Annotated in this window: 13 protein-coding genes; 4 read left to right on the top strand and 9 right to left on the bottom strand. The window is 71.7% G+C overall.

Features of this window, described 5'->3' with window-relative positions; all coding sequences use genetic code 11:
* Position 1 precedes the first annotated feature (1 nt).
* From AC07DS_RS02465 to AC07DS_RS02450, 4 genes are all read right to left on the bottom strand, one after another.
* A complete protein-coding gene (locus AC07DS_RS02465) occupies positions 2 to 391 on the bottom strand; it encodes a hypothetical protein (protein WP_479141917.1) in 390 nt (129 codons plus the stop codon).
* A 145-nt stretch (positions 392 to 536) separates the two neighbouring features.
* Entirely contained in the window at positions 537 to 1,190 is a 654-nt protein-coding gene (locus AC07DS_RS02460) for a zf-HC2 domain-containing protein (protein ID WP_479141915.1), read from the bottom strand.
* Between the two features lie 151 nt (positions 1,191 to 1,341).
* Complete coding sequence (locus AC07DS_RS02455) at positions 1,342 to 1,857, bottom strand: hypothetical protein (protein ID WP_479141913.1); 516 nt, start codon at positions 1,855 to 1,857, stop codon at positions 1,342 to 1,344.
* 151 nt (positions 1,858 to 2,008) lie between these two features.
* Positions 2,009 to 2,557 carry a sigma-70 family RNA polymerase sigma factor gene (locus tag AC07DS_RS02450; RefSeq protein ID WP_479141911.1) on the bottom strand — a complete coding sequence of 183 codons (549 nt, stop codon included), beginning with the start codon at positions 2,555 to 2,557 and terminating at the stop codon, positions 2,009 to 2,011.
* Positions 2,558 to 2,814: 257 nt separating this feature from the next.
* Here AC07DS_RS02450 and AC07DS_RS02445 point away from each other — a divergent pair, with 257 nt between their 5' ends.
* A complete protein-coding gene (locus AC07DS_RS02445) occupies positions 2,815 to 3,966 on the top strand; it encodes a CapA family protein (RefSeq protein ID WP_479141909.1) in 1,152 nt (383 codons plus the stop codon).
* Here AC07DS_RS02445 and AC07DS_RS02440 read toward each other — a convergent pair whose 3' ends face one another.
* Together AC07DS_RS02440 and AC07DS_RS02435 are read right to left on the bottom strand one after the other, a co-directional pair.
* Entirely contained in the window at positions 3,967 to 5,391 is a 1,425-nt protein-coding gene (locus AC07DS_RS02440; protein ID WP_479141907.1) for an amino acid permease, read from the bottom strand. It abuts the gene before it with no gap.
* A 51-nt stretch (positions 5,392 to 5,442) separates the two neighbouring features.
* On the bottom strand, positions 5,443 to 6,411 hold the full coding sequence (locus AC07DS_RS02435; protein ID WP_479141905.1) for a LysR family transcriptional regulator: 969 nt from the start codon (positions 6,409 to 6,411) through the stop codon (positions 5,443 to 5,445).
* A gap of 103 nt (positions 6,412 to 6,514) precedes the next feature.
* Between AC07DS_RS02435 and AC07DS_RS02430 the strand changes: the two genes are divergently transcribed.
* Positions 6,515 to 7,762 carry an MFS transporter gene (locus AC07DS_RS02430; protein WP_479141903.1) on the top strand — a complete coding sequence of 416 codons (1,248 nt, stop codon included), beginning with the start codon at positions 6,515 to 6,517 and terminating at the stop codon, positions 7,760 to 7,762.
* Here AC07DS_RS02430 and AC07DS_RS02425 read toward each other — a convergent pair.
* The gene (locus AC07DS_RS02425) at positions 7,698 to 8,168 is read right to left on the bottom strand and encodes a universal stress protein (RefSeq protein ID WP_479141901.1); all 471 of its coding nucleotides are present in this window, start codon (positions 8,166 to 8,168) and stop codon (positions 7,698 to 7,700) included. The genes AC07DS_RS02430 and AC07DS_RS02425 overlap by 65 nt on opposite strands.
* A gap of 89 nt (positions 8,169 to 8,257) precedes the next feature.
* Here AC07DS_RS02425 and lysX point away from each other — a divergent pair, with 89 nt between their 5' ends.
* Positions 8,258 to 11,536 carry a bifunctional lysylphosphatidylglycerol synthetase/lysine--tRNA ligase LysX gene (gene lysX / locus AC07DS_RS02420; protein WP_479141899.1) on the top strand — a complete coding sequence of 1,093 codons (3,279 nt, stop codon included), beginning with the start codon at positions 8,258 to 8,260 and terminating at the stop codon, positions 11,534 to 11,536.
* Here the strand turns inward: lysX and AC07DS_RS02415 are convergent.
* Positions 11,481 to 12,938: an MFS transporter gene (locus tag AC07DS_RS02415; protein ID WP_479141896.1), complete on the bottom strand. Its 1,458-nt coding sequence runs from the start codon at positions 12,936 to 12,938 to the stop codon at positions 11,481 to 11,483. The genes lysX and AC07DS_RS02415 overlap by 56 nt on opposite strands.
* A 200-nt stretch (positions 12,939 to 13,138) precedes the next feature.
* Between AC07DS_RS02415 and AC07DS_RS02410 the strand changes: the two genes are divergently transcribed.
* Positions 13,139 to 13,975 carry a polysaccharide deacetylase family protein gene (locus AC07DS_RS02410; protein ID WP_479141894.1) on the top strand — a complete coding sequence of 279 codons (837 nt, stop codon included), beginning with the start codon at positions 13,139 to 13,141 and terminating at the stop codon, positions 13,973 to 13,975.
* Positions 13,976 to 14,005: 30 nt separating this feature from the next.
* Here the strand turns inward: AC07DS_RS02410 and AC07DS_RS02405 are convergent, their stop codons facing one another.
* Complete coding sequence (locus AC07DS_RS02405) at positions 14,006 to 14,683, bottom strand: class F sortase (protein WP_479142144.1); 678 nt, start codon at positions 14,681 to 14,683, stop codon at positions 14,006 to 14,008.
* Between the last annotated feature and the right edge of the window lie 550 nt (positions 14,684 to 15,233).

The following is a 15,233-nucleotide window of genomic DNA, read 5'->3' as shown; positions in this document are numbered from 1 at the left end:
TCTAGGTCCCCACCGCGGAATGCTTCTCGAGGAAGATCCTCACAGCCTCGGCCACCTGCGCGTCCGTCGCCGCCGAGATCTCCAGCGTGTCGCCGTCCAGCGTCAGGGTCAGTGACGGGCGCTCGTCACCGAACCGGCCCAGCCAGTCACGGATCACGCCGACCACCTGGCTCAGCCCGGTGAGGGATTTGCCCAGGCCCACCAGCAGGGAGCCGACCAAGGCGACGTTCAGGCATCGTGCCCCGGGCGGGACCTCTCCGGCGGGGGCGGCCCGGACGTCCTCGACCACGCCGAGGTCGAGCAGCTCCTCGCGCAGATAGCCGGTCAGCCGCGCCACGCGCTCGGCTTCCGCGCCCTCTTCGGAGAGGCAGATCAGCACTTGGTTCTCCACCGGCCCAGCCCCTTCGCTCGTGCTCCCAGGGGCGACGTGGAGCGCTCCAGCCGGTGGCTCCACGTCTTCGTCTACAGTCTCTGCCCATGGCCGCGCGACAGCAAATCCGTTGCCACGCAACGTGATTGACGCTTCAACGAGGCATTCAGCCGACGTCGAGCGACACCAGCGGCTGTCCGTCCGCGGTGCGCACCTCGTAGCGGGCGATCTCGTCGGGATGCATGGTGGAGCCGGCCGTGGTCGTGGTCATGCCGGCGTCGTGGGCGGCCACCTTCCAGCCGCTGACGACCTGTTCCGAGCCGTCGTTGCCGATGACGACCAGCCGGCAGGAGTGCGGCCCGGAGCCGTCCTTCACCTCCAGCCGCATCCGGCTGCCGGAGTATCCGTCCTCGGTGGTGACCTGCGCCCACACACCCGTCTTCGGGTCGGTCGCCGCGGTGACCTTGGCGGTGGGCTCCTCGTGTCCGGCGTAGGCCATGAGCCCCGGTCCGGCCACGGCCAGCACCACCGAGGCGGCCAGGCCGTACAGGAAGCGACGGCGCCGTGCCCGGTGCCGGTGTACCAGTTCGCCCATCAGCCGGTCGAGCAGTCGGGGACCGGGCTGGGCCATGGGGTGCACGAAGCGCGGCGTGGAGCGGCGGTACAGCATCAACTGCCGTGCCGTGGGACCAAATTCGGTCACCTGTGCCGCGCACTGAGGGCACTCCATGAGGTGGTCCTCGAAGCGGAAGGCCTCCGCCTCGTCCAGCACGCCGAGCGCGTACGCGCCGACGTCGCGATGCCTTTCCAGGGACCTCATGCCGAATCCTCGTGCCTATGGGTGTGGGTGGGGTTACTCCTTGCTCCCATCCGTACGCAGCGGACAACCGAATCACTCAAGACACACACCGAATCGTGACCAAGAGATTCGGAGCCGCCCGGCCCGCGGATTGGTCTGAATTCCAGACGGCTCAGAAAAGATGGATCGCCAGGTGTCCGAGAGGCAGTCCGAGCCGCCAGGCCGGGGTCCACACCTTCGGCCCGTCGTCCTCGCCGAACACCGAACCGCCGCCGGGCACCGCGTCCAGGTCGGGCGCCAGCAGCTCGGTCTCCTCCAGCCAGCGCCAGGCCTCGGCCGCCAGTGCCAGGTCCGGCGACGGTGCGGCGGCCCCGGCCTCCTCGCCGGCCAGCTGCGCCATGCGCTCGCGCACCCACTCCTGCCACGGCTGGTCGTACGCCGTCAGTGACAGCCAGGTCTCCAGCTGCGAGATCACCCGGATCCCGGACAGCTCGCCGTCGGTGTCGGAGAGGAAGACGGTCAGCGCCAGCGCGTCCCGGCCGGCCCGGAACTCGAAGGACGTCGGCGGCATCAGGTCGCCGGTGCGCAGCAGCTCGTCGGCGATGTACTCGGCGTACAACCAGGCCATGGGAACGGCCAGTTCACCGCCGCCGGTGCCGTCCGTGCTCTCGTGCCCTCTGTGCAGCATCCCTTCCTGCCTTCCTCCGGTGCGTGCGTGTCGCCCGAGACCCTGGACCCAGTGCGGGCGGTCCCCGTCCGGAACACGGATGAGGACAGCTGATTGCCCGAACGGGGGTCACAGCAAGGCGCTTTACCGAGGTTTGACCCAGCCTTCGGTTTCACCGCAGGTCGGTCGCGTAACCCGGAAGGACCCTACGCAGGGCGCGCAGGGCGTAGTACGCGCGGGACTTCACGGTACCGGGTGGAATTCCGAGGGTTTGCGCTGCTTCCGCCACACTGGCCCCGCGGAAGTACACGAGTATCAGGACGTCACGGTGCTCCGGCGTGAGTGTCTTCACAGCCTCCCGGACGTCGAGCGTCGCGGCGGCCCGCTCGGCGTGGTCGGCGGTCACCCGCGCGTTCTCGGGCACCTCGTCGCCGACCTCGGGCGGCCGTGCCTGCCGGGCCCGCCGCGCGTCGATCGCCAGGCGCCGGGCGACGGTCAGCAGCCAGGGCCGTACCGAGTCGAAGTCCTCGGCGTGCAGGGCCTCGGGGTGCTGCCAGGCGCGCAGCAGGGTCTCCTGCACGAGGTCCTCGGCGCGCTGCCGGTCCCCGTCGCTCAGTCTGAGCAGCAGCGCGAACAGGGGGCCGCCGTGCTCGCGCTGGAGCGCGGCGAGCTCGTGCTCGGCGGTCGTCGTCCCGTGGGTGAGTGCGGTTCCGGCCGTCATGGCCGTATGGCAGCGCAGGGTGCCGCCGGGGGACAGGAGGCGCACACGGCTCTGCGACGGACGGTCGATCGTGTCGCCGAACGGTAGGCGAGGGGTGGTCCGGGAGCGCGCCGGGCGGCGCCGGATGGGCTAATTCAGGCACCCGGACTGTTTGCGCGACGGGCTGGATTCATACCCATATGCCCGTAAAAACCTTGTCTGTAAATACGACGTCGACAGATGCGGCGTCTGCAGAACGACGATCCCGGGGTGAGCTGATGATCGGACGCAGCAAGCAGGTGGTGCTGGCCCTGACCGCCCTCCTCGCCGCCGCTGCCGCCTGTCAGAACCACGAGCGGCAGGAGCTCGCGGTCGGCGGCCGCCCGGCGCCGTCCGCCGACCGCGGCTTCACCCTCGTCGCCTCCGGCGACGTGCTGCCGCACACCTCCGTCATCGACCGGGCGCGCTACGACGCCGGCGGCGCCGGCTACGACTTCCGCCCGATGCTCTCCGGCGTCGAGCCCGTGGTCAGCGGCGCCGATCTGGCGCTGTGTCACATGGGGACCGTGTACGGCGCCGACGGCGGCTACAGCGGCTACCCCGTCTTCAAGTCCCCGCCGCAGATCGCCCAGGGCCTCGCCGCGACCGGCTACGACGGCTGCTCCACCGCCTCCGAGCACGCCCTGGACGACGGCGCCCCCGGCCTGCAGCGCACCCTGGACGCCATGGACCGGGCCGGCCTCCGGCACGCCGGGACTGCCCGCACCCAGGGCGAGGCCGGCTCGGTCACGATGCTCCGGGCGGGCGGGGCCCGGGTTGCGCACCTGTCGTACACCTACGGCACCGACGACCGCCCGATGCCGCCCGGACAGCCCTGGGCCGTCGCCCTGATCGACCGGAACCGGATGATCGCCGACGCCCGGGCCGCCCGGACCGCGGGCGCCGACGTGGTCGTCGTCTCCGTGCACTGGGGCACCGAGTGGCAGGACGACCCCGACCGGCTGCAGCTCGCTCTCGCCCGGCAGCTGACGGCCTCGACGACCAGGGGCCGCCCGGACATCGACCTGATCCTCGGCACCCACGCCCATGTCCCGCAGGCGTACGAGAAGGTCAACGGCACCTGGGTGGTCTACGGCCTGGGCGACCAGATCGCCGGCGAGATGTACAACGACAGGGGCGTGCAGGATTCGCGCGGCAACGACTCCACCCTCGGCCGCTTCACCTTCGCCCCGCCCGCCCGTCACGGCGACCGCTGGCAGGTCACCAAGGCCGAGTTCATCCCGCAGATGTACGACCTCGACTCCGGCCGGGTCCGTGACCTCAATCAGGCGATCTCCGACGGCGCCGAGCTGGAGGGAGTGCGCGACCGGATCAGGGAGGTCGTCCTCAGCCGCGGGGCCGCCGACGACGGGCTGGTCATGGGGGAGTGATCACTCGGCGGGCCGCGGCCGGGCCAGCGCGGAACGGCGGTAGGAGTAGCCGAAGTAGACCACGCAGCCGATCAGGAACCAGACCACGAACCGCACCCAGGTCTGCCACTGCAGGAACGTGATCAGCCAGATCGAGAAGACGACACCCAACGCGGGCACGAACGGCATCCACGGGGTCCGGAAGGTGCGCGGCAGATCCGGCTGCCGGTAGCGCAGCACGATCACCGCCGAGCACACCACCACGAACGCCAGCAGGATGCCGATGTTGGTCAGCTCGGCCGCCTCGCCGATCGGCAGGAACCCGGCGATGACCGCCGAGGCCGCCCCGACGATCCACGTCACACGGGTCGGCACGTGCCGCGTCGGGTGCGTCTTGGCGAACCAGAGCGGCAGCAGCCCGTCCCGGCTCATGCTGAACCACACCCGGGTCACGCCCAGCATGAACGTGAACATCACCGTGAGGATGCCGATGATCGCGCCCACCGCGATCACGTCGGCGAGCTTGTCCAGCCCCACGGACTTGAACGCCGACGAGAAGCCGCTCTCCGGGTCGATCTCCGTGTAGTTCTGCATGCCCGTCAGCACCAGGCAGGCCGCCACGTACAGCACCATCGAGATCGCCAGCGAGTAGATGATCGCCTTGGGCATGTGCCGCTGTGCGTCCTTCGACTCCTCCGCCGCGGTCGACATGGCGTCGTAGCCGAACACCGCGAAGAACACGGTCGCCGCACCGGTGAACGCCCCGCTGATGCCGAACGGGAAGAACGGGTGGTAGTTCGCGGTGTTGATGTGGAACAGGCCCACCGCGATCACCACCAGCACCACCAGCACCTTCAGAGCGACCACGAACGTCTCGAAGCGGGCCGCGGTGCGGATGCCCATGTTGAGCAGCCAGGCGATCAGCAGACACAGCGCGGCCGCGAACAGGTCGACCCGGTGCCCGTGCCCGGTGCCGGGCGCGCCCAGCATCCAGGCGGGCAGATTGGCGCCCATCTCCTCGACCAGGAAGCCGAAGTATCCGGAGATGCCGATGGCGACCACGGCCACGATCGCCGTGTACTCCAGCAGCAGGTCCCAGCCGATGAACCAGCCCGCGAACTCGCCGAGCACCGCGTAGCCGTACGTGTACGCCGACCCCGCCTTCGGGATCAGCCCGGCGAACTCGGCGTACGACAGCGCCGCGCAGGCGCTCGCCAGACCGGCGATGAGGAACGACACCAGCACCGCGGGCCCGGCCGTCTCGTGGGCAACCGTGCCGGCCAGGGTGAAGATGCCCGCCCCGATGATGCCGCCGATACCGATCGCCGTGAGCTGCATCAGCCCGAGCGACCGGTCCAGCCGGGGCCCCTCGCTGATCTCGGTGTCCTCGATGTGCTCGATGGGTTTGCGGCGGAGAATTCCTTCACCCATACGGAGCCTGGCCATGCGCCTCACCTCTTCGCCAATGGCAAACGGCTGACGGCGGATCATGATGGCTCAGGGCAGACCCGTACGGAAGACGCCACGCACGGGCGCGGCGGGCTCCGTCCAGTCCGGTGTCCAGGTCCGGCCCGTCGGCCGGGCCGGGCGCCGGGCGGCGAGGTGGGCGCGCAGGGCGGCGAGCGCCGGGTGCGGGTTGGCGCTGATCCACACCAGCGAGTGCGGATAGACGGGTGTCGGGTCGACCAGCGGGATACGGCGCAGATCGTGGCCGGCCGGCCAGACCAGCCGGGTCTGCTCACTGACGAGGGTTGCCAGGGTGCTGTCGCCGGCGACAGCGTCCTGCACCGCCCCGGTGAAGTTGGGTCCCGAGGAGTCGATGGTGAGCCCGAACTCGGCCGCGAGGGAGGCGTAGTAGGCGGCCCACTCGGTGCCGTCCACGATGCCCGGCATCCAGATCCGGTGCCCGGCCAGCTCCCCGGGCGAGACCGAGCGGCGGCCGGCCAGGGCGTGCCCCGGGCCGGTGAGCAGCTGGATCGGCTCGTCGTGGACGCGCACGGCCTCGACGCCCCTGGGCAGCGGCCGGCCGGGCATGGCGACGGCGCGGAAGGACGCGTCGATCGTCCCGGAGCGCAGGGCGGTGAGCGCCGAGTCCACGTCGAAGAGCGTGACGACGTCCAGGGCCACCTCCGGGTGCGCCTCGTGGAAGTCGCGCAGCAGCGCCGCCGGGGCGAGCCGCGGACCGATCACATCGACCCGCAGAGCGCGCCGCCCGGGCCGTACGGCGGCGGTGGCCCGCTCCTCGGCCAGCAGCAGCTCGTGGGCGTGCGGCAGGAAGGCCTGGCCGTCGACGGTCAGGGCGGCGCCCCGGGCGGTACGGGTGAACAGCCGCACGCCCAGCTCCTTCTCCAGCGCGGCGATCCGTTTGGAGACGGCCTGCTGGGTGACCGCGAGCACGGCGGCGGCCTCCTGGAACTGTCCCGAGTCGGCCACGGCGACGAAGGTGCGCACTGCCTTGAGGTCCACTCCACCACCGTACAACCGATGGTTGTGACGCCTGATCCGGAAGTTGTTTGCTTCGGCGGCCACCTGCCGGATTTCATGTCCCCGGTCGACGGGGAGGTTGTGCATGGGACGGCGGTTCGGGTGGCTGTGGGCCGCGTACTCGGCGAGTGCGATCGGCACGTATCTCGCCTTCGACGCGTTCTCGGTGATCGCTGTCCTCGTGCTGCACGCCGGACCGGCCGAGGTGGCACTGCTCGCCGCGACCGGGCCCGCCGTGGGAGCCGTGGCGGCGGTGCCGCTCGGGCCGTGGGTGGAGTTCCGGCGCAAGCGGCCGGTGATGATGGCGATGGACCTGGCCAGGTCCGCCGCGCTGCTCACCATCCCCGCCGCCTACGCGCTCGGCGGCCTCGGCCTGGGGCAGCTGCTGCTGGTGTCGGTGATCGTCGCGGCGGCCGACATCACCTTCAACGCGGCCTCCGGCGCCTTTCTGAAGTCGCTCGTCCCGGCCGACCGGCTGCTCACGGCGAACTCCCGGTTCGAGTCCACGAACTGGACCGCCCTCGTCCTCGGACCGCCCCTCGGCGGTGCCGCGATCGGCCTGTTCGGCCCGGTCGCGACGGTCGTGGCGAACGCGGTCAGCTTTCTGCTGTCGGCACTGGGCATCCGGGCCGTGGGCGGCGGCGAGCCCCGCCCCGAGCGCACCGGCGTGGAGCGCCTGCGGGCCACCGACCTGCTCGACGGCTGGCGGTACATCCTCACCAGTCCGGCCCTGCGGCCGCTGTTCTTCAACAACCTCGCGGTCAACGCCCTGATCATGGTCGCCGTACCACCGCTGGCCGTCCTCATGCTCGGCCCGCTCGGCTTCGCCCCCTGGCAGTACGGCCTCGCGTTCGCCGTGCCCTGCCTCGGCGGACTCCTCGGCTCCCGGCTGGCCCGCCCGCTGGTCGCCCGCTACGGCCGGCGGCGGGTGCTGCGCACCGCGGGCGCCCTCCGCGCCGTCTGGCCCCTCGGGCTGGCCTTCGTCGGGCCCGGCCTGCCGGGACTGCTCCTGGTGATGGCCGTCGAGTTCGGGGTGATCACCAGCTCGGGCGTCTACAACCCCGTGTACGCCACCCGCCGCCTGGAATGCACCCCGAACGACCGGGTCGCCCGCACCCTGTCCGCCTGGTCCATCACCGGGAAGGCCACCACGGCCGCGCTGACCGCCCTGTGGGGCCTGCTGGCGAGCCTCACCGGCCCGCGCACCGCCATCGCCCTGGCCGGCGTCCTGCTCCTCGCGACCCTGCCGCTGCTCCGGAAGGAGACGACTACGGTACGACCGTCACCGGCCACCGTCCCGCCTTCACCAGCCGGACCGCCACCGAGCCGATGATCCGGTGCCCCGCCTGCTCGGAGGCGCCCACCACGACGGCGTCCGCCTTCAGCTCGTCCGCCGCCTTCACCAGGCCGTTGTAGGGGTCGCCGCGGAAGGTGTGGAACTCCCAGCGCACGTCGAATATCCCCTTGACGCGCTCCGTCGCCTCCCGGATCTGGGCGATCAGGTCCTCGGCGATCTCGTCGGTCGTCTCCGCCACCGGAGCCCCGAGCGCCGCCCCCGCGGCGAGCACCGGCTGCACGTACACCACCGCCAGCAGCGCGTGCTGCCGCCGGGCCAGACCGCCGGCGTAGGCCGCGGCCCGCATCGAGGAGTCGGAGCCGTCCACCCCGACCACGATGACCTTGGGCCCGTCCGTGCCCCGCTCGAACTGGTGCGCGTGCTCTGCGTGCTGCTCCGTCACATTCCGAGGTTATCGGAACCGGTGCTTCCCGCCGACGCCCGGCCCCGCTCGACGGGCGCGCCGCGCCGCCCCTTCCTAGAGTCGGAACCATGACTGCCACCGCCGGGCCGGCCGCACGGAGGGACGCCACGGGCCCGATACGCCCGCCCGCCGCCGGACGCCTCGGCCGGGTGCCCGAGGCCTTCGCCGCCCTCTTCGCCGCCCTCGGCCTGCTGTGCGCCCTGCTCGCGATCTTCGCCCCGCTGCGCCGCCTGCTGCGCCCGGTCGTGCTCACCGTCGACCTGCTCCTGGTCCCCATCAGCGCCAACCTCGCCTACGCCGTCTTCCTGTTCCTGCTGGCCGCCGCCACCGGCGCCCGCAAGAAGGTCGCCTGGTGGCTGGTCGTCGTCTATCTGGGCCTGGTCGTGGCCGGCGACATCCTCGGGGTGGCCCTCGGCCAGTACGTCGAGTCGGTGCCGTCCCTCGTGCTGTGCGGCCTGCTGCTGATCCTGCTGGTGACGGCCCGCAAGGAGTTCTACGCCGCCTCCCGCCGCGGTGCCGTGTGGCGGGCCCTCGGCGTGCTGGTGGCCGGTCTCGCCGTGGCGATCCTGGCCGGCTGGGGCCTGGTCGCGCTGTTCCCGGGCACCCTCCCGCAGAGCCAGCACCTGGCCTGGGCGGCCGACCGGGTGTGCGGCGGACTGGTGTCCAACAGCGCCTTCGACGGCCGCCCGCCCCGCCGGGTCACGTTCCTGCTCGGCCTGTTCGGCGCGCTCGCCCTGCTGAACGCAGCCGCCGCGCTGTTCCGTTCACAGCGCCTGGAAGCGGCCCTGCACGACGACGAGGAGGCCCGCATCCGCGCCCTGCTCGGGGTCTACGGCAACCGGGACTCGCTCGGCTACTTCGCCACCCGGCGCGACAAGGCCGTCGTCTTCTCCTCCAGCGGCAAGGCCGCCGTCACCTACCGCGTCGAGGCCGGTGTCTGCCTTGCCAGCGGCGACCCCGTCGGCGACCCGGAAGCCTGGCCGCACGCCATCGAGGCCTGGCTGGCCGTGGCCCGCCGGCACGCCTGGGCACCCGCCGTGATGGGCGCCTCCGAGGACGGCGCCCGCGCCTACGCCCGGGCCGGACTCGGCGCCCTCCAGCTCGGCGACGAGGCCATCCTGCACGTGCCCGGATTCGATCTGGACGGCCGGGACATGCGTGTCACCCGCCAGGCCGTGCACCGCGTCCGCCGCACCGGCGCCACCTGCCGCATCCGCCGCCACGCCACTCTCAGCGACCAGGAGATGGAGGAGATCGTCGACAAGGCCGACGCCTGGCGGGACACCGAGACCGAACGCGGCTTCTCCATGGCCCTGGACCGGCTGGGCGACCCCGCCGACGGCGACTGCCTCCTCGCCGAGGCCCTCAGTGACGACGGCCGGCTCCTCGCGCTGCTCTCCTTCGTGCCCTGGGGCCGCGACGGCGTCTCCCTCGACCTGATGCGCCGTGACCGGGCCGCCCCCAACGGGGTCATGGAGTTCATGGTCGCCGAAGTGTGCGCGGCCGCCCCGAAACTCGGCGTGCACCGGATCTCGCTGAACTTCGCCGTCTTCCGGTCCGTCTTCGAGGAGGGTGCCCGCATCGGCGCCGGCCCCGTCCTCAGACTCTGGCGCCGGATGCTGCTGTTCTTCTCCCGCTGGTGGCAGCTGGAGGCCCTCTACCGCTCCAACGCCAAGTACCAGCCGGAGTGGTACCCGCGCTTCATCTGCTACGGCGAGACCGCCTCCCTCGCCCGGATCGGCCTCGCCTCCGGCATCGCCGAGGGATTCGTCTCCGTACCGTCCCTGCGCAAACTCTGGGGAAAGGGGCACCCGAAGGCGGGACAGCGGCCCGCCACCACCGAGGGCCTGCCGTCCCTGACGGTGCTCGGCCTCGAAGGAGGGGACGAGGCCGGGCCCGCCGCCCCGGACGCGGGCCTGCCCGACCAGGTCCGCGTCCGGCACCGCACGCTCGACCGCCTGCGCGCCGCCGGGACCGACCCGTACCCGGTCGGCGTGCCCGCCCCCACCCACGCCCTGGCCGACGTCCCGCAGGGCCAGGACGTCACCGTGGCAGGCCGTGTCATGCTGGTCCGCGACTTCGGCGGCATCGTCTTCGTCGTCCTGCGCGACTGGTCGGGGGACCACCAGCTCGCCCTCACCCGCGACCGTTGCGCCGCCGCCCTGGACCGCTTCCGGTCCGACACCGACATCGGCGACCACATCACCGCCACCGGCCGCGCGGGCCGCAGCGACAAGGGCGAGCCCACCGTCTTCGTCACCTCCTGGCAGCTGACCGGCAAGTGCCTGCGCCCGCTGCCCGACAAGCGCCGCGGGCTCGCCGCCCCCGAGGCCAAGGTCCGCCGCCGCTACCTCGACCTGGTCACCAGCCCCGACGCCCGCCAGGTGATCCGCGCCCGCTCCACCGCCCTACAGGCCCTGCGCCAGGGCCTGCTGGACCGCGGGTTCATCGAGGTCGAGACCCCGATGCTGCAGCAGATCCACGGCGGCGCCAACGCCCGTCCCTTCACCACCCACATCAACGCCTACGACCTCGACCTCTACCTGCGCATCGCCCCCGAGCTGTATCTGAAGCGGCTGTGCGTCGGCGGACTGGAGAAGGTCTTCGAGCTGGGCCGCACCTTCCGCAACGAGGGCGTCTCCTACAAGCACAACCCCGAGTTCACGATGCTGGAGGCCTACCAGGCGCACGCCGACTACGACGTGATGCTCGACCTGACCCGCGAGCTGATCCAGGGTGCCGCCACCGCCGCCCTCGGCTCCCCCGTCGCCCGCAAGGACGGCCGGGAGTACGACATCTCGGGACCGTGGCCGGTGAAGACCGTGTACGGGGCGCTGTCCGAGGTGCTGGACGAGGAGATCGGCCCCGGCACCGAACTGCTCAGACTGCACCGGCTGTGCGACCGGACCGGTGTGCCGTACACCGCCGACGACGGGCCCGGTGACGTGGTCCTGGAGATGTACGAGCGGCTGATCGAGGAACGCACCCAGCTGCCGACCTTCTACAAGGACTTCCCGACCGAGGTCTCCCCGCTCACCCGGCAGCACCGCGCCGACCCGCGGCTCGCCGAACGCTGGGACCTCGTCGCCTTCGGTACCGAACTCGGCACCGCCTACTCCGAGCTGACCGACCCCGTCGAACAGCGCCGCCGGCTCACCGCACAGTCCCTGCTGGCCGCGGGCGGGGACCCCGAGGCGATGGAACTGGACGAGGACTTCCTCGACGCCCTCGACTACGCGATGCCGCCGACCGGCGGGCTGGGCATCGGCGTCGACCGGATCGTCATGTTCCTCACGGGCCTGACGATCCGGGAGACCCTGCCGTTCCCGCTGGTGCGCCGTCGCTAGCGTCCGGATCGGGAGCGGCGGTCCGCAGGCCCTGCCAGGGCAGGGTCAGCAGCGCGACCACCGCGGCGGTGAGGGCCAGCGCGACGCCGAGTTCGAAGCACTCGGGAACACGGTCCGCCAGGGCGGCGCTGTATTCCTTGGCACTGTGGAACGTCATGGAGCGCAGGTCCATCAGGACGACCGTGACGACCCCGCTGAACAGCGATGCCCCCAGCCCGGCGCCCAACTGCCGGGAGGAGTTCAGCCCCCGGGGCAGCGCCCCGCTCCCGGACCGGGCGAAGCTCACCGGCAGAGCGAGCACACCGCAGCCGTAGGCGATGAGCAGCAGCGGCGGCAGGACGTCGGCGACCTGGTAACCGGCGCCCTCCCGGCTCAGCAGGACGAACCCGGCCGCCGTCACAGCACAGGCCACGGCCACCGTGACGGCGAGGCCGGCGCGTGCCGCGAACACGGGCAGGGTCAGCCAGCCCAGCACCAGCCCTACGACGGCGGGCAACAGGGCCCAGCCCACCGACTCGGGGGAGAGCCCGCCCACCGTCTGCAGGGCGATCGTGAGGACCAGCCCGGCACCGGTCAGACAGGCGGCCAGCAGCGCCACCACGGTGTACGCGCCGAGTGCGGCCCGCTCCCGGTACAGCCGGGTGAGCAGGGACGGGTCCTGCCCGCGCCGGCCGAGCCAGCTCAGCGACGACGGCGTCAGTGCACCGGCCGCCGCGAGGGCGATGATCGTGGTCGGGGACACGCTGTGGTCCCCGAGCCAGCCGGCGAACCAGGCGAGGAAGCCCAGCGGGACGACGGCCGCCGCGGCGCGGCCCACCCGGGACCGGGCCTCCGGGCCGGGTGCGGACTCGGTGAGCGCCACCGGGACCAGCACCAGGAGCAGTACGCCCACGACGGCCTGGGCCCAGAAGACCCCGGCACCCGACTCCATCGTCTCCAGCAGCACGGTGGACGGCAGCACCACCACCGGTGCGGCAGCCGCGACGACCACGAAGTGCACGCTCAGCGCCCGGTCACGGCCCCGGCCCTGCGGATGCGTGGACTCGATCAGCGCCACCGCACCGGCCGTGATCGCCGCCGCGGCCACCCCCTGTACCGCCCGTGAGGTCAGCAGCACCCCGGCGTCCTGTGTCACCCCGGACGCCGCGGCGGCGGCACTCGACAGCACAAGTCCGCCCATCAGCACCCGCCGCTGCCCGAACGCCTCGCCGAGAGCCAACGCGAGCACCGGCAGCGCGGCGAAACACACGCTGTACACGGTGATCAGCCACGTCAGCCCGTCGACGGACAGGTGCGACCGGGCCGAAATCCACGGCAGTGCGATCGCGAAGGCCGTCGTGTCGAAGACGACCAGTACCTGGGCGGCGCCCAGCAGCACCACCGCCAGCCGCCTGCGGGCCATTCCACTCGTTCCCCCGTGCACGACCAACCCGGTTCGACCTCCCTCTGCAACACCGTTCACTTCCCGACGGACTGAGCGATTATCAGAAACCCGGTCGGCGGTTCACAAGTCCGGCCGATGCTGCGCCGACCGGGTGGATTCCCGCCGCCGCAACGGTGTCGCTGTGGTGCGCCGGAGGCCTGCGGGGCGAGTGATGAGTCATGCAGAAGGATCAGTTGTTCACTCGGCGCCGGATGCTTCTCGCCTCGGCCGTCGCTCTGGGAGCCGCGGGCACCGCCGGAATCGTCATGGCGGAGGGCGACGACGAGGTGGCCCGCATCGCCGCACCGGTCGCCGGCGCACCGGCTCTCCAGGCGCTCAAACCCTCCGCCTTCCGTCTCCAGCCGCTCACCGGATACGGCCCGCCGCGCGCCGCGCCGCGCAAGCTCAAGGAACGCCACGAGCCCATCCTGCAGATCTCCGGACGCAGCCGGCACATGATGCTGACCTTCGACGACGGACCCGACCCCCGCTACACCCCGCACATTCTCGACACCCTCGCCAAGTACGACGTGCGGGCCATGTTCTTCGTGTGCGGGGAGATGGCCGTCGACAACAAGGAACTGCTGGCCCGGATGGCCGAGGAGGGGCATGTCGTCGGCAACCACACCTACACGCACCCGCTGCTGACCACCCTCAGCCGCCGGGAGATCCGCTCTGAGATGGAGCGGACCACCGACGTCATCGAGGACGCCTACGGGGAGCGGCCCCAGTGGTTCCGCGCACCCTACGGAGCCTGGAACCGCGCGGCCTTCCAACTGGGCGCCGACATGGGCATGGAGCCGATGGCCTGGACCGTCGACACCACCGACTGGGAGACGCCCGGCACGGGCACCATCGTCGGCCGGGTGGAGAGCGGCGCCGCTCCCGGCGTCGTGGTGCTCTCCCACGACGCCGGGGGCGACCGGTCGCAGAGCGTCCACGCGATCCGCGAGTACCTGCCCTATCTGCTGGACTCCGGCTACCACCTCACCGTGCCGCCCCGCCGCCCTTCGTGACCGGGCACTCGCCCGCCCGGCCACCACGGCTCACTCGACCGAGGCCAGGCGGGCGAACACGACGACGTTCCCGTCGTAGCCGTTCTGCTTCGAGAAGCCGCCGCCGCAGGTGATCACCCGCAGTTCCGCCGTGCCCTTGGAGCCGTACACCCGGTCGCTCGGGAAGCTGTTCTTCGCGAACACCTCGACTCCGTAGACGTCGAACACCGCGGTCCTCCCGTCCTTGCGCACGACGTCGACCCGGCTTCCCTTCTGCAGGGCTCCGAGGCCGTAGAACACGGCGGGGCCCTGCTTGTTGTCGACGTGCCCGACGACGACCGAGGTGCCCTTCTCGCCGGGCGAGACCGAACCGGTGAACCAGCCCGCCAGGTTGGGGTCCTCCGGCGGCGGAGCGCCGACCCAGCCCTGGGCGTCCAGGCCGACGGGCGTGACGGGCGCGTCGATCCGGATCGAGGGGATCCGGATCCGGTCGGCGGCGGCGAACGGCAGGGCGGCGGGGCCGCTCGCGAACGGGCTCGGGGCGGTACCGCCCTCGGCCGTCGCAGCCGCCGCCGACGCCGGTTGCGGTGGCCCGACGTCGAATTCTCCGGAACCATTCCGAATGAGCGCCAGGCCGGACAGCAGGACGAGCGCGATCACGCCCCAGGGGGCGCGCTTCCGCCGCAGCTCCTCCTCCTCGGCCAGCTCGGCCAGCACGGACGCAGACATTCGCATGGGAAAAAGCTAAGTCCCGTACGAGCGGGCGATGACGGGGCAGCGGGCGAACGGGTGGTCCGTCACCCTGTTGGTCCGCCATACGAGTTGCAGCCGAAAGGATTTTTCTGACGGTCTGTGACCTGCGGCAATATCCGATTGTGTGGTTATCCCGTGGCGTGTCCGCTCACCAGGACGGACCATTCTCGACGTGCGGGCGTGTTCCGGGCGTCGGAGGGTTCTGCCGGGAGGTGCCTTCTCGCCGATAGTCCGGGTACGGGACCCGGAGTGCCTCCCGCGGAGGTTCACATGCGAAACCAACGTGCCCTGGCGGCCGCGTGCGCAGCGATCGCCGTACTGGGGCCGGCCGCCCCCGTGGCCGTAGCGGACGGCATGGGCGGCGGAGGCGGCTCGAACACCGTCATCACCATCCCGGGCAACGGCAACATCGGGAACGGCTTCGGCAACGGGTTCGGGAACAACAACGGCAACTTCTGCCAGGGGAACAACAACGGACGGGGCGACAACTCCGGTCGGGGTGGCAACGGCCGGTGCGACAACTTCG

The sequence above is a fragment of the Streptomyces sp. NPDC044064 genome, from assembly GCF_056434245.1.
The sequence above is the reverse complement of the archived record's forward strand: the minus strand, read 5'-3'. Positions and strand labels throughout refer to the sequence as shown.

Excerpts from the sequence above, each read along its gene's own strand:
- AC07DS_RS02460 (WP_479141915.1), bottom strand. The coding sequence starts at position 1,190 with ATGAGGTCCCTGGAAAGGCATCGCGACGTCGGCGCGTACGCGCTCGGC.
- AC07DS_RS02455 (WP_479141913.1), bottom strand. The coding sequence starts at position 1,857 with ATGCTGCACAGAGGGCACGAGAGCACGGACGGCACCGGCGGCGGTGAA.
- AC07DS_RS02450 (WP_479141911.1), bottom strand. The coding sequence starts at position 2,557 with ATGACGGCCGGAACCGCACTCACCCACGGGACGACGACCGCCGAGCAC.
- AC07DS_RS02445 (WP_479141909.1), top strand. The coding sequence starts at position 2,815 with ATGATCGGACGCAGCAAGCAGGTGGTGCTGGCCCTGACCGCCCTCCTC.
- AC07DS_RS02440 (WP_479141907.1), bottom strand. The coding sequence starts at position 5,391 with ATGGCCAGGCTCCGTATGGGTGAAGGAATTCTCCGCCGCAAACCCATC.
- AC07DS_RS02430 (WP_479141903.1), top strand. The coding sequence starts at position 6,515 with ATGGGACGGCGGTTCGGGTGGCTGTGGGCCGCGTACTCGGCGAGTGCG.
- lysX (WP_479141899.1), top strand. The coding sequence starts at position 8,258 with ATGACTGCCACCGCCGGGCCGGCCGCACGGAGGGACGCCACGGGCCCG.
- AC07DS_RS02415 (WP_479141896.1), bottom strand. The coding sequence starts at position 12,938 with ATGGCCCGCAGGCGGCTGGCGGTGGTGCTGCTGGGCGCCGCCCAGGTA.
- AC07DS_RS02410 (WP_479141894.1), top strand. The coding sequence starts at position 13,139 with ATGCAGAAGGATCAGTTGTTCACTCGGCGCCGGATGCTTCTCGCCTCG.
- AC07DS_RS02405 (WP_479142144.1), bottom strand. The coding sequence starts at position 14,683 with ATGTCTGCGTCCGTGCTGGCCGAGCTGGCCGAGGAGGAGGAGCTGCGG.